Origin of the sequence: Sphingobacterium sp. IITKGP-BTPF85 (genome assembly GCF_001006065.1) — a bacterium.
Lineage (GTDB): Bacteria > Bacteroidota > Bacteroidia > Sphingobacteriales > Sphingobacteriaceae > Sphingobacterium > Sphingobacterium anhuiense.
Map to the genome: position 1 here is coordinate 66,604 of NZ_ASZT02000007.1, position 12,572 is coordinate 79,175.

Genomic DNA, 12,572 nt, shown 5'->3' on the forward strand with positions numbered 1-12,572 from the left:
TTTAGATTAAGAGGGTAACTCATTAAATCGTTGTACGATAGCAGATCCATACACTGAATGGAAAATCCTGACTCATACTTGTGACATTTGGATTATTCGGATCAGGAACAGATGAACCGCCAATGATAACATCTTTTACGGTGGGTTTATCATCTTCGGCAACGGTATCTTTTTGAAAAGTGATAGCATAGCCACTTTCCCAAGTGCTTGCAATGCCTTCTGCTAACATCGTTTTAAAGGTGGTAGTCATGTTGTTAATCTGTGTAATTTGATTGGTATGTAGATCAAAATGATCCATCATAAACTGTGCAAAGTCCGCTCGGATTTGTGCAATTAGTAATTGTTGTTCAGTAGAGCTTAGGTGTAGCAGTTCGTTTTGAAAGGCAGCAACTCCTGCATTGTTAAAAATCTTTTTCATTCATGTACTTCTATTAGTTTTATTATTAAAATTCGGGATTTTTGTACGTAATATGGAGTGAAAATCACCGGTTTTCCGAAAATGTACAAAAGTGTACATGTTTTTAGGAAAATGTACAAAGAAAATTACTTAGTGTAATCGTGCGTATTAATATACTATAGGGAATATATTTTTCATTTTGAAAATTTGGTTAATATTACATCCGTTATTAGAATAATAATTGGTGTAATATTAACCTAACCATAACTGGATAAGATCTTTCTACTATGATGAATAAAACTTTGCAAAAGCATGTTTTTTATCTGATCGGAATTGTATTATTTGCTTTAATGATAAATCTCGGTAGTGCTTTTGATGATTTGATTAGCCGATTAAATAAACCTTTATTTCAACGGGTAGTGTTAGCGACTATGGTGCTGGTATATGCATATATCTTTCTGGTCCAACAGATATATGCTTACCTTTTTTTTAAATCATGTCGCTTTGTAAAGCTAACGGGATTTCTAAAAGGTATTATATTTATAATTCTTTGTTTGGGAATAGTTCTTTCTATCCATTTGCTGCTTTTGGATATACTCTTAACGCAGCGCGACCAAGGAACATTCTTTACACTTGATTATTTTAAAAATGATTTTTTGTTATTTTTTATTCCGGTATTGTTTTATCTGATTTTCCTGTTTCTTAAACCTGACTTCGTGTTATTACTTAGATTTGCCGGGATAGGCGGTTTAACGATTCCGAATGAAGAGGAGCCACCGTCAGAAGATGATTTATCAACCGATGCTGAAATCAGCGAGATCGATCAAGAAGATCGGTATTTAGCATTATGGAAAGAAACCAGGATGAAGAAATTTTTATTTGAGTATTATTTTGAAAATTTTAAAAGACCTCTTAGAGGCGATATTCCGCTATGGAAAGTGGTTTTCTTTGAAAAGACAGCAACAGTTACGTTCGGTTATTTTGTAAACGGTGAAAAATGGGCGCTGCTTAATTTTGATGATACCATTTTAAATAATCCTTGGGTGATAAAGATCAATCAAAACAGTTATATCAACATGCTGTATGTTCTGGAGAAGCCTGACTATCGTGTTCTGTTAAAGGAAAATCAACAGATTGATGAGGTTCCTAAAAAGGCGAACCGTATTGAAGTTGTGGCTCTGTATGAACAGGTAAGAATGGGACTAGAGGTTGTTACTGACTCGCAAAAATTGGATTTATTACTCCAGATAAGTCGCCGGATGAAGGATAAAAATTATACTAATTTCTGGAAAGAGGCATATTTGCAACAACTGGATGAAAGTAAGCTGGAGGATCATATTGGAAGGATTTCATGACTGAGGTTTCTTTTCATCTAGTGTAACATCCGAATTGACGCATGTGCAGAAATCTGGGAACAACCTTATTGCAAAAATGAATCGGAGAGTTTTGTAGCTATCACTTATATTTGATGTTAATGATAAATTTTAAAATAGAGCATTTTTTTAAAACAGTAAACCTGCCAAAATTATTTTGTCTGTTAGCTTTGAATAAATTATTGACAACAAGGTTTTATCCTTCGTATTAACCTCAATAGATGAGAAGCTCTTGAGCAATCCTATTGAAGAAAGTTCTAACTACATAGTTTTTTTGTATCAGTCTATTTGCTCCTTTTATCGAAACTTTAATATTTCAATCACTGATTTTTTCTGTCGCAAGAAATTTAATCTTAAAGATTCTTTGATTATTTTTTTATCTACCATACTTTTTGCTTCTATACACTATTATAATCTTGCATATTTTTTAGTTATTGTTTTTTCAGGTTTTTTTACTCTTTTACTTTTTCACATATATCGAAGCGGGAAAATAATTTTGTCGCTTTCTCAGTAGATTTTTCTAGGTAATATAGATCCCTTTGCATTCAATTTAATGAAACCTCAAAATATTCTTTGATAAGAAATGGTAAATATCGAAGGTGGCATAAAATTTCCAGGATTAATTACGGCAATTTATGAAGCAATATGTGATGCTGTAAATTGGGTTAAAAACCAGTATTAGAATTTAATTTTTATAAGTGAGGAACTAATTTCTTATTTAGCATCCCATTAATTTTAATGAAATTGTGTATTTTAAAATTTATGATTCAAAAATATCTTCTTCTTTTATTTTATGTAATACTGTCAATGCCAGTTGTTGGTCAAATATTTTTTGTTGATAGTGCAGATCATACTCCGATTTCAGGGGTAAATATTTATACGAGGTATGGAAACTTAATTGGATTTAGCAATAAAGATGGTCAGTTTGATTTGTTAGATGGCATTCAAGTTGAAGATCAGGATTTATTAGGACTCGTCGCACAGCATATTTCTTATCAGACAAAGAATATCAATATCCCTTCTTTAAAGACAAAATTTAAGGTTTTACTTAATCCCCGTTCTACAAAACTTCAGGAAGTAATAATTAGTCCTAAAAATGCCGATGTAATTGTTTTAAAGGGTTATTTTAGATCTTTGGAAACTTTTAATAAGAAAAATAAGTATTTTATAGAGGGTCTTATGGAGTACTATATTCCTTCCAATGGACAAAAATCTCGTTTTCGGCTTCTCGATTATAGGGTATTTTGCGATTCGGTTATAGTGAGAGATTATGATGATAAAATGGGAAGCTTCTTTCTTGTTAGTCATATCGTGGAAATTCCTTTTAAGCATATTCTAAAAAACTCAAAGATATATTCAATAGAAAAGAAACAGCCCAACCTTTCATACATCATGAAAAATGAAAAACAAGCAGGGACTATATCTTATAATAAGGACAGTGAAAGTATGCAGATCTTTATTGATCAGGTTTTACCAGAATCTATATTGAAGGATAAAATTTTTAGACTTGAAATCAACACAAAACAAAAAGTACAAGTAGAAAATTATTCATCGTTAGAAATCGAAAAAGCCAATCTATATCATCTTTTGAACATATATCAACATGAAGTTGCTACTATAAAACGTAAAGCTGAGTTTGGCCATTTGCCATATGAAATATTATCTGAATTTTATATTTTAGATCGAAATTTTATGTCCTCTGACAATTTTAAGAAAATGAAAAAACAATTGTCATCAAATAACTATAAATCACCAAATAAAAGTAAATATTCAAATGAATTTTGGAAAAATTTGGATCAATATGATATTCCACCTATTAACAACGGTTTGTTAAACCAACTGTATCAAAATCTTAAATTAGTACATTAATCAGTAGTGTTTATTATCTGAATGAAACTTTGATTTATGCTTTTTATTTGCGTTTTATTGTTCGATCAAACTTATTTTTAGTTTATCTAAAAATAAGTTTGATTTTTTTTATTCCAACAACAATATAGTGATAAGCTAAACCAAATACGTTTTCTCCCATAATATCACTCGCTAGTGATGGAGGTAAAAGCTCATAGATACTTACACCAAAATACTCGGCAATTTTGTAGACCTGATCAACTTTTACTTTTGTTTCATTGCGCTCAATTTTTGAATATGCAGCTTGAGACATTTCTAGATGATAAGCAACTGCTTCTTGTGATATTTTTAGATTTTCTCTTTTCTGTCTAATAAAAGTTCCAATCTCTGCTTTTGACATAACTTACTCTTAATTTATTGCTCGACAAATTTAACAATATAACCTGAGGTTATAAAATTTATAAGTGTTGAAACTCTAGGTTGTGATTTATAACCTAGGGTTGTGGTTTAGTCTTTTGTATTTCAGGACTTTTATAAATATTTAAAACAGAAACCATGAAAGAAAAATTAAACAATAGCAATGTCATTGAGCTAAGCTTGGAAGAGAAAATAGAAATAAATGCGGGTAGTGAGCGAAAAGAAGATAAACTAAATAGCTGGTTTGAAAATTTTTGGAATATGTTGAAAGGTTGAATACTTAATTTATGATGAAATAAAAAATTTCTTGTATAGATTTTGGTCTAACAAATAATGCAACTAAAGCTCCTATTGAATAGGCTGCTATATGTAGATATTTATTGATTCTACTTTTCTTGATTTGAGTCAAAAGTATTAAAATCAATAATCCGCAAATCCAACCTTGCAACGCATTACTTATAAATGGGAACACAACGCTTCCCATTGGTTGCAAGGGGAAAAAGAGTGCTGAGAAACCATAAAGACCAAAGCTTAAGCCAGATGCACCCATAGATGTGAAAAAGAAATCTTTTCTTTTTTGACAGCACTGGAGTAGATTAGGTAATGAAATTAATAATAAAAACAGTAAGGGCGTTAATAAATATGCAGTAAGGGTTCCATATTCTTGACTTGTCGTTCCGAACATGTCATATCCTAATCCATAAACAACAGTTGTGTTAAATAATAAATGCATCCAATTTCTATGAATAAATGCAGAGGTAAATAGAGTATGGATACGCTTACCTCTCATTATTTCGTAAGGATGTAAGATCAAGGCGTGAAAATAGGATTTGTTGTAAAAGCCAATGATACTGCTAATTAGTATAATGGGAACGACAATGTACGAGTATGGTGCCTCTTTAAAAGTTGGGAATACGTCGAAAAATTGCATCTACAATTAAAATTATTTTTATTTCAAGATAGTAAAAAAAAATAAAATACAACCTGTAGTTGTGGTGTGATAAGTTCTTATTTGACAAATTTGAGTAATTAATTGTCATTATGCGAAAAACTAATATTATCTATATTTTATTGCTTATAGCGATTGTTTGCACGCTTACTGCTTTACCATTTATACAAGTCCCGATTTCAATCTCTGCTCCTGGAGTGATTAGACCACAAACAGAAAATAGTAAAATCATCTCGCTTGTCAGTGGCCGTGTCGTCGAGAGCCGAATACTTGGGAACAATCAGAAAGTGATGGCTGGGGATACTTTATTTGTTATTGTTTCGAAAGATTTGCAAAATAAATTGGAACTAAATCAGCACCTAGGATCGGAGTATGCGCAACAGATCGCAGATTTGACGCTCCTATTATCCCGCAATTATAAGGGTCTGCAAAGTGGGTTGTATTACATGGAGCTCGTCTCCATGCAGCACAGGATGTCTGAGGTGCAATCGCAATTGACACTAGCAAAACGTGAATTGGATCGTAATGAACTTCTGTTTAATCAAGGAATAATAGCACAGGCTGAATTTGATAAAAGTAGGTATTCTTATGAGCAATTGGAAAATCAAGTTTCATCTATTGAAAAACAGCAGATGGCACAATGGAGTGCTAAGTTGATTGAATTGAAGCAAAAACATCAATCTACGTCTTCTGAGCGAAATGCTATTCAAATCGATGGTGAGAATTATATCGTCAGAGCGCCATTAACGGGTACAGTGATCAATCTAAAAGGTTTTCAAAAAGGTAGTCAAATTATACAGGGCCAAGATATCTTAGAAATCTCACCAGAAGATAACTTGGTAGCAGAATGTATGGTGCCGGCAAATGCTATTGGTTATATCAAAGATAAGCAAGTTGTCAAATTTCAGATGGATACTTATAATTATAATCAATGGGGTTTCTTAACGGGATCTGTTAAAGACATCGATTATAATCTGGTTTCCGATCAGAAAAATACTGCATTTTTTAAAGTGCGCTGCCAAATGGATGCTAATTTTCTGAGTTTGCCAAATGGTAACAAAGTCACAGTAGGTAAAGGAAATACTTTTAATGCCCGTTTTTATCTCGTAGACCGTACGCTATGGCAATTATTGTTCGATCGCGCAGATGATCTTTTTAATCCCAATTTGGGTAGTAAAGAGTCTTAGCATTTTTTGTTCGATTGTATCGACAGGAGTTGTGATCTGGTAAGGTCTAAAAACGGATTGTGGCTTCAGCTTACTTTATGGTCATAAACTCAAGAGCATAATGTCAACTACTCCAATTCACTAAATAATAATAACATACTAAATCAATTAAAGGGTGCCTATTAATAGTATTGGAATTCTTTACATATGATAAAATAGATTAAATAAAAATGAAGAAATCTCCTGTCCGTGTTAAGCAACATGATATTCGTGATTGCGGGGCTGCTTGTCTGGCGTCTGTTGCAAGTTACTATGGATTAGATATTCCAATTGCAAAAATAAGACAGCATTGTCATACAGATACCCGAGGCACGAATGTATTGGGTATGATCCAGGGATTACAAGAATTGGGATTTACAGCCAAGGGGGTGAAGGGCGCTATAGACGCTATCCCCCAGATTCCACTTCCTGCGATCGCACATGTTGTATTAAATAATCAGTTGCAGCACTATATCGTGATCTATAAAGTTCAGAAAAATCAGATTACCGTAATGGATCCTGGTCCAGGAAAAGTGCAACAATACAGTATAGAGGAGTTTCAGAAGATCTGGACAGGGGTGTTAATCCTTTTAGAACCTAATGAGTATTTTAAACAGCGGAATGAAAAGACAGGCGTTTATAATCGATTCTGGAACTTGATTAAGCCTCATAAATCAATTGTACTGCAGGCTTTGGTAGGTGCTGTTATTTATACTTTACTTGGATTGTCATCTTCATTTTACATTCAGAAAATAACTGATTATGTATTAGTGGATGGTAATGTGCGTTTGCTTAATTTACTATCTGTAGCCATGTTGGTGATTTTATTAATTCAATTGATCATCGGCACGCTCAAAAGTGTCATGGTGCTACAAACTGGGCAACGTATAGACCGCTATTTAATCTTAGGCTATTATCAGCATTTGCTGAGTCTTCCACAGCGTTTTTTGATACGATGAAGTTGGTGAGATTATCTCTAGAGTCAATGATGCCGTCAAGATCCGGGCATTTATCAATGATGTGGCTATACAGGCTGTTGTCAATGTTTTAATTGTGGTATTCTCATTTGCATTGATGTTTTCCTATTTCTGGAAACTGGCGCTGATTATTTTACTGGTGATACCATTTTATTTCTTTGTCTATTGGTTGACCAACAAATTAAATAAAAAGTGGAGCGTCGGCTTATGGAGGAAGGAGCTGAACTGGAATCGCATCTGGTTGAATCGCTCAATTCTGTTAAGACGATCAAACAGTTTGGTATGGAGACGTATTTCAATAGTGGTACAGATCAGAAGTTTAGTCACTTGTTGAAAACAATTTATTCATCAGTTTTGAATGGTCTTTTCTCAGCGACATCAAGTGAGTTTCTTTCGCGTCTGTTTACCATTATCTTGCTATGGGCTGGATCATATTATGTCATTGACCGAACAATCACGCCAGGAGAGCTACTATCCTTCTATGCATTGATCGGTTATTTAACGGGGCCTGTAAGCCAGTTGATAGGTATGAACAAAACACTACAAAATGCACTGATTGCTGCAGATCGTTTGTTTGAAATAATGGATCTTGAAAGAGAAGAAAATGAAGGGAAATTGGACTTACCAAGCAGTCAGGTTGGCGATATTGTTTTTGAGAACATCCGTTTTTCCTACGGATCCCGGGTTGAGGTGTTCAAAGATTTTAGTTGCAGATTTGAAAAAGGCAAGATGACTGCCATTATAGGTGAAAGCGGAAGTGGTAAAACAACATTAGGAGCTCTTATACAGCAATTATATCCTGTCCAATCGGGTAAGATCCATATCGGTCAATACGATCTTCAGTATATCTCTAAACAATCTCTTCGCGAACGCATTGCTGTCGTGCCACAGCAGATAGATCTTTTCTCTGGAAATGTGATCGACAATATAGCCGTGGGAGAGCAGGTTCCTAATTTTCAACGGATGATGGAGGTTGTGAAACAATTGGATATGATGTCGTTCATTGAAAAGTTGCCTTCGGGTTTTGAAACTTATCTGGGAGAGAACGGCTCTATGCTTTCTGGTGGACAACGGCAGCGTATCGCTATTGCACGGGCATTATACCGGGATCCTGACATCTTGATTCTGGATGAAGCCACTTCTGCTCTGGATACTCAAACGGAGCTGATCATACAGCGTGCATTTGACCGATTTCGGGATGCAGGAAAGACAATGCTTGTAATTGCTCACCGTTTGAGCACGATAGCTGGGGCTGATATCATTATCGTGATGAAAGATGGACAAATTATAGAACAGGGAAGTCATGAGCAACTGCTATCGATGGAGTCTGCTTATAAAGAGATGTGGAAAAAACAATCTGTAGTGCTAGGATAATGAAATATATAATACTTATCACTCTTGTGTTCATTTTAGGAACACAAATGACGGTGGCTCAGAAGCAATGGTCTTTGGCAGATTGTGTAACCTATGCAACCGATCATAATTTGCCTATAAAACGCCAAGACATTTTGGTGGCTATCAAAAATCTTGATCAGGAAATGGCTCGACGAGATCGGTTACCTGCAGTAGGTGGGTATTTTAATGGATACAGCACATTTGGTCATTCTCAAGATGTCTTTGGGACGATTCGTCGCAACGATAACTTCAATAGCAATGTGGGTATCAATGCGGAGGTAACGCTTTACCAATACAACTACCTGCGCAATCAGGCTAAGAAGGCAACGTTGCAAGCTGAGCAGGAGGAGTTGGAAAAAGGAATTTTAAGAAGAGACTTAACACTTAAAGTAGTACAAAGCTATTTGGAGGTATTGCTTTCCCAAGCGCTAGTACATGCACAGGATTCTGCAATAAACTTTTCTTTGCAATTGCTTGATAAAGCAGAGAAAAGTACTGCAATCGGAGCAACTGCACCGGCGGTAGTTTTTGAGGCTAAGGCGAACTTAGCCAGGGAGAAACAGCAATTCCAACAATATCATAAAGAAGCGCAACAGGCAAAATTAGCTTTAGCTCAATATATGAATTTTACGGATTATCAAAGTTTGATCATATACGATCCACTTTTAGAAACTGAAATTTTTAAAACGAGTATTGTTAAAAGTCAATCGGACCTTATTCAAACCGCCTTTGATAACAATCCCATTCTTGCAAAACTTGAAAATCAGCTTCTCGGATTGGATGTAGAAACCAAGCTGATCAAGGCGACAGACTATCCCTTGGTTAAAGGTTCGGCGAGCTTGGGAACTACTTATTTTAATGCTTTTAAATCTCCTGGTGAACGTCCTGTATTTGTTCAGAGCAAAGATAATTTTGCTCAACAACTCGCTATAGCAGTCACAGTTCCCATTTTTAATAAAGGGAAAACGAAAAGACAATTGCAACAGATTACATTCCGGAAACAGGAAATCGAGTTATTAAGTGATTATGAAAAATTGCAGCAGGTACAAATTTTAGAAAAACTGAATCTCGACTGGATTGAAAGCAAACAGCAATATGATATTTCGACTGAAGCATTTGCCGCGACAAAGGAATCATTGGAATATTCTAGACTGAGTTTTATGGCCGGTAAAGCATCCATTTATGATATTAATACGAGTAAAAATAATTTAATTAAATCGGAGGCCGATATGATTCGGGCTCGTTACAGCACTTTATTTAGCCTTTTGATGCTGCACTATCATGTGTCAGGAGATATTAAATTTTCTAATCATATACATTAAATCACAGTTTATGCAACTATTTAAATATATTGAACGGATCAACTTAATGGATCAACTGATCCGTCAAGGAAGAACAGGTACACAAACCGAATTTGCAAATCGTCTTGGACTTTCCGTCTCACGGCTTGCACGTATTATTGAGTATTTGAAAGGGATAGGTGCTCCGCTGGAATACGATCGATCACGAAATACCTATTATTATGAAGAAGAATATTCTATTCAAATCAAGGTTGATATTCAGCAGCTTAATTATCAACAGATCAGACATATTTCAGCAGGAACTTATTATTTTTCAAAAAATATTTCCAATGCTTTTTTTGAGCATTGAGCAACTGTAATTTAGTATTGTTGATCAACGAAGCAGTTATCCGAAAAGGCTTAGCAATAGAGTAGGAATAATTTTTTTATAAACACAAATATGAATAACTTAGATTTTAAAAAAATCGGTCTTGAGGAAATGAATATGGACGAATTGACGCAAGTTGATGGTGGGAAACTTCCATATGCAGAGTATAGTTGGAGCGGAACTGAAAGTGCATTTATTTATGCCGCAGAAGCAGCTGCAAATGGTATTAAGTTGGTTTACAATGGTGTGGCAGCAGCTTGGAATTGGGCAACGAGCTAATTTAATTTATTAAATATTATCTACTGGGATTATTTTCCCAGTAGTTTTCTTTTCAAAATATGATGAATCAATATCCAAAAAATATTTTTCAAGCAATAATTTTGTTATTAATCGGCATTGTTTCTGTTGTACCATTTGTTTTTATTAAGGAAGTATTGGATTTTAAGATTTCAACAGATCTTTATAATCAATTTTTATTCTTAATCTTATTTATAGCGATTTCTATTATCTATGGCATAAAAAATAGAAGTACATTTATTTTCAATCAGTTTTGGAAAATGGTACAAAATTATCTCCTAAAACCGGGTTATTTTTATTATTATTTTTAATTATCTTTCAATTTGGTGTAAATATTCCTTTATCAAAATATCTAGCTTTTAATATTAATGAGGAAAACAATATTACAAATCAATTAAACAATATCGGTATAATTATTGGAGCTTTATTATTGGCGCCTATTTGCGAAGAGATCGTTTTTCGAGGGATGATATTGAAAGGTTTTTTACAAACTTATTCTCCGATTACTGCAATATGCTTTTCAACTCTTATTTTTTCTATTATTCATGTTCATCCTACATTACTATTTGGTGCATTGGTGTTAGGTATGCTTTTGGGATATATATATTATATTACAAATAGCGTATTTTCTGGAATTGTATTTCATGCTGCAGCTAATCTTATCACGATATTTGGTGGATATCTATTGTTTAGGTTTTATGGAAATAATAGAATTGAAGCTATATATGGGTCGATGACCATTTTAGTGATTCTTGTAAGCGTAATATTATGTACAGGAATTGGTTTTATATTGAAAGGTAAAAAAAGAATTTTATAATAACCAGTTGTTGTATTAAATATCCTATTAGTAAATTAACGTGATAATAGAATGGAACAGCGAAAAGATTATGTAGAAAGGCAGATTAGCACATTAGGATTATTGTTAAATAAGTTATTTAGCAATGGCAGATTTGTAAATGAAAATTTAACAGAGGAAGATATTTTTTGTAACATTGATGAAATCATCAATCTAGATTTGAGAAATGTAATGGTGACAGAAGCATTGTTATCCAGTTTTATAAATTCAGGTATGATAAACAGGGATGATATTTTGAAAATTATAACGATCATGATGATGTCTGTGGAGAATGGTGAATCATCTTCTAAAATATTAGATAATATTTTAGTTATGGCTAATTATATACAAAGTGACTCAGAGGAATATTTATTTAATATTCATATCATCATTAAAAAAGTTAAATTGATATTATTGACAAATTAGCGCTTGCTATATAAAATGTTTAAAATTACCCAAAGGAATATGAGATTAAATTTTTTATATAGAATACCTACAGATTTCTTAGAAGATTTTTTCTTGGCTAAAGCAGTTGATATAGTTATTGATTCAATAATGTATAGTATTAATAATCCTGAACCAGGATGGAATTCAACTAATTATGGACATTATGGAGGAGCTCGTCCATAATTTTAATACCAGATCATGAAAAAAAATCATGATCTGGTATAGTATTTAAATTTTACTTTTCATAAATACATATGATAATAGAAAGATTAAGAAAAATACCCTTATGGAAGCAATATTTGATAACAATCTTTATAATGTTGTTATTAGTTCGAATTTTACACTTAATTTATGTGAAATGGATAGGTTTAAGCTTTGATCCAACAATTAATATTGTGGAAACTGATATTTTTTTTCATTCACTATACTCTATTTTTATAGCACCACCATTAGAAACATTGATTTTTCAATTTATCCCAATAAAATTCTTACTGACTTATAATTTTTTTAAAAACAATAAATATTTAGCAATAATTATATCTGCTATGCTTTTTGCTTCTATTCATTGCTCTTTTTTTACCAGATTATTTATTCTTTTCACATGGGACTAATATTAGCAATTTTCTTTATTGTAAATGATAAGGAAAATTTCGGTTTTTTACATGTGACCATGCTGCACGCTATATTTAACTTAATTTTAGTCATTGGAAGATCTCTTTAATACTTCTCAAGAAACAAAAGTCTGGAATTGCAACAATAAAGTA

At 33.2% G+C, this 12,572-nt stretch carries 15 protein-coding genes and 1 pseudogene; 13 read left to right on the forward strand and 3 right to left on the reverse strand.

All coding sequences use genetic code 11. The annotated features are described in order from the left end of the window. Positions 1-22: 22 nt before the first annotated feature. Positions 23-418, reverse strand: coding sequence for a hypothetical protein (locus tag L950_RS02585; protein ID WP_021191283.1), 396 nt, complete (start codon positions 416-418; stop codon positions 23-25). Between the two features lie 266 nt (positions 419-684). Here L950_RS02585 and L950_RS02590 point away from each other — a divergent pair, with 266 nt between their 5' ends. Both L950_RS02590 and L950_RS02595 read left to right on the forward strand, forming a co-directional pair. Next, positions 685-1,752: a hypothetical protein gene (locus L950_RS02590; RefSeq protein ID WP_021191284.1), complete on the forward strand. Its 1,068-nt coding sequence runs from the start codon at positions 685-687 to the stop codon at positions 1,750-1,752. An 825-nt stretch (positions 1,753-2,577) separates the two neighbouring features. Further along, entirely contained in the window at positions 2,578-3,639 is a 1,062-nt protein-coding gene (locus tag L950_RS02595) for a hypothetical protein (protein ID WP_021191286.1), read from the forward strand. 82 nt (positions 3,640-3,721) lie between these two features. Here L950_RS02595 and L950_RS02600 read toward each other — a convergent pair whose 3' ends face one another. Further along, positions 3,722-4,018 (reverse strand): helix-turn-helix domain-containing protein, encoded by a 297-nt coding sequence (locus L950_RS02600; protein WP_021191287.1) that lies wholly within the window; start codon positions 4,016-4,018, stop codon positions 3,722-3,724. Positions 4,019-4,173: 155 nt separating this feature from the next. On the opposite strand from L950_RS02600, the gene L950_RS28345 reads away from it, so the two are divergent. Then, positions 4,174-4,311 carry a hypothetical protein gene (locus L950_RS28345; RefSeq protein WP_021191288.1) on the forward strand — a complete coding sequence of 46 codons (138 nt, stop codon included), beginning with the start codon at positions 4,174-4,176 and terminating at the stop codon, positions 4,309-4,311. Positions 4,312-4,315: 4 nt separating this feature from the next. Here L950_RS28345 and L950_RS02605 read toward each other — a convergent pair whose 3' ends face one another. After that, a complete protein-coding gene (locus L950_RS02605) occupies positions 4,316-4,825 on the reverse strand; it encodes a rhomboid family intramembrane serine protease (RefSeq protein WP_021191289.1) in 510 nt (169 codons plus the stop codon). Between the two features lie 251 nt (positions 4,826-5,076). On the opposite strand from L950_RS02605, the gene L950_RS02610 reads away from it, so the two are divergent. The 10 genes and pseudogenes from L950_RS02610 (at position 5,077) to L950_RS02650 (ending at position 11,991) form a co-directional block, all read left to right on the forward strand. Further along, positions 5,077-6,171 carry an HlyD family secretion protein gene (locus tag L950_RS02610; protein WP_021191290.1) on the forward strand — a complete coding sequence of 365 codons (1,095 nt, stop codon included), beginning with the start codon at positions 5,077-5,079 and terminating at the stop codon, positions 6,169-6,171. A gap of 209 nt (positions 6,172-6,380) precedes the next feature. Beyond that, complete coding sequence (locus tag L950_RS34865; RefSeq protein WP_262506952.1) at positions 6,381-7,148, forward strand: cysteine peptidase family C39 domain-containing protein; 768 nt, start codon at positions 6,381-6,383, stop codon at positions 7,146-7,148. Positions 7,149-7,209: 61 nt separating this feature from the next. After that, positions 7,210-7,619 (forward strand): annotated as a pseudogene (locus tag L950_RS36210) (ABC transporter transmembrane domain-containing protein); the annotation flags it as partial. Between the two features lie 129 nt (positions 7,620-7,748). Further along, positions 7,749-8,540: an ABC transporter ATP-binding protein gene (locus L950_RS34875; RefSeq protein ID WP_316930513.1), complete on the forward strand. Its 792-nt coding sequence runs from the start codon at positions 7,749-7,751 to the stop codon at positions 8,538-8,540. Next, on the forward strand, positions 8,540-9,883 hold the full coding sequence (locus L950_RS02620) for a TolC family protein (protein WP_021191291.1): 1,344 nt from the start codon (positions 8,540-8,542) through the stop codon (positions 9,881-9,883). Before L950_RS34875 ends, L950_RS02620 begins: the two co-directional genes overlap by 1 nt. 10 nt (positions 9,884-9,893) lie before the next feature. Beyond that, positions 9,894-10,211 (forward strand): hypothetical protein, encoded by a 318-nt coding sequence (locus tag L950_RS25680; RefSeq protein ID WP_156169493.1) that lies wholly within the window; start codon positions 9,894-9,896, stop codon positions 10,209-10,211. 90 nt (positions 10,212-10,301) lie between these two features. Continuing rightward, entirely contained in the window at positions 10,302-10,508 is a 207-nt protein-coding gene (locus L950_RS02630) for a hypothetical protein (RefSeq protein WP_021191293.1), read from the forward strand. Positions 10,509-10,779: 271 nt separating this feature from the next. After that, positions 10,780-11,343 (forward strand): type II CAAX prenyl endopeptidase Rce1 family protein, encoded by a 564-nt coding sequence (locus L950_RS02640; RefSeq protein WP_021191295.1) that lies wholly within the window; start codon positions 10,780-10,782, stop codon positions 11,341-11,343. A gap of 51 nt (positions 11,344-11,394) precedes the next feature. Next, entirely contained in the window at positions 11,395-11,787 is a 393-nt protein-coding gene (locus L950_RS02645; protein WP_021191296.1) for a hypothetical protein, read from the forward strand. Positions 11,788-11,826: 39 nt separating this feature from the next. Continuing rightward, a complete protein-coding gene (locus L950_RS02650) occupies positions 11,827-11,991 on the forward strand; it encodes a hypothetical protein (RefSeq protein WP_156169494.1) in 165 nt (54 codons plus the stop codon). The last annotated feature ends 581 nt before the right edge of the window (positions 11,992-12,572 follow it).

Coding starts and splice junctions, on each gene's coding strand:
- L950_RS02585 (WP_021191283.1), bottom strand. CDS start 418: ATGAAAAAGATTTTTAACAATGCAGGAGTTGCTGCCTTTCAAAACGAA.
- L950_RS02590 (WP_021191284.1), top strand. CDS start 685: ATGATGAATAAAACTTTGCAAAAGCATGTTTTTTATCTGATCGGAATT.
- L950_RS02595 (WP_021191286.1), top strand. CDS start 2,578: ATGCCAGTTGTTGGTCAAATATTTTTTGTTGATAGTGCAGATCATACT.
- L950_RS02600 (WP_021191287.1), bottom strand. CDS start 4,018: ATGTCAAAAGCAGAGATTGGAACTTTTATTAGACAGAAAAGAGAAAAT.
- L950_RS28345 (WP_021191288.1), top strand. CDS start 4,174: ATGAAAGAAAAATTAAACAATAGCAATGTCATTGAGCTAAGCTTGGAA.
- L950_RS02605 (WP_021191289.1), bottom strand. CDS start 4,825: ATGAGAGGTAAGCGTATCCATACTCTATTTACCTCTGCATTTATTCAT.
- L950_RS02610 (WP_021191290.1), top strand. CDS start 5,077: ATGCGAAAAACTAATATTATCTATATTTTATTGCTTATAGCGATTGTT.
- L950_RS34865 (WP_262506952.1), top strand. CDS start 6,381: ATGAAGAAATCTCCTGTCCGTGTTAAGCAACATGATATTCGTGATTGC.
- L950_RS34875 (WP_316930513.1), top strand. CDS start 7,749: ATGGATCTTGAAAGAGAAGAAAATGAAGGGAAATTGGACTTACCAAGC.
- L950_RS02620 (WP_021191291.1), top strand. CDS start 8,540: ATGAAATATATAATACTTATCACTCTTGTGTTCATTTTAGGAACACAA.
- L950_RS25680 (WP_156169493.1), top strand. CDS start 9,894: ATGCAACTATTTAAATATATTGAACGGATCAACTTAATGGATCAACTG.
- L950_RS02630 (WP_021191293.1), top strand. CDS start 10,302: ATGAATAACTTAGATTTTAAAAAAATCGGTCTTGAGGAAATGAATATG.
- L950_RS02645 (WP_021191296.1), top strand. CDS start 11,395: ATGGAACAGCGAAAAGATTATGTAGAAAGGCAGATTAGCACATTAGGA.
- L950_RS02650 (WP_156169494.1), top strand. CDS start 11,827: ATGAGATTAAATTTTTTATATAGAATACCTACAGATTTCTTAGAAGAT.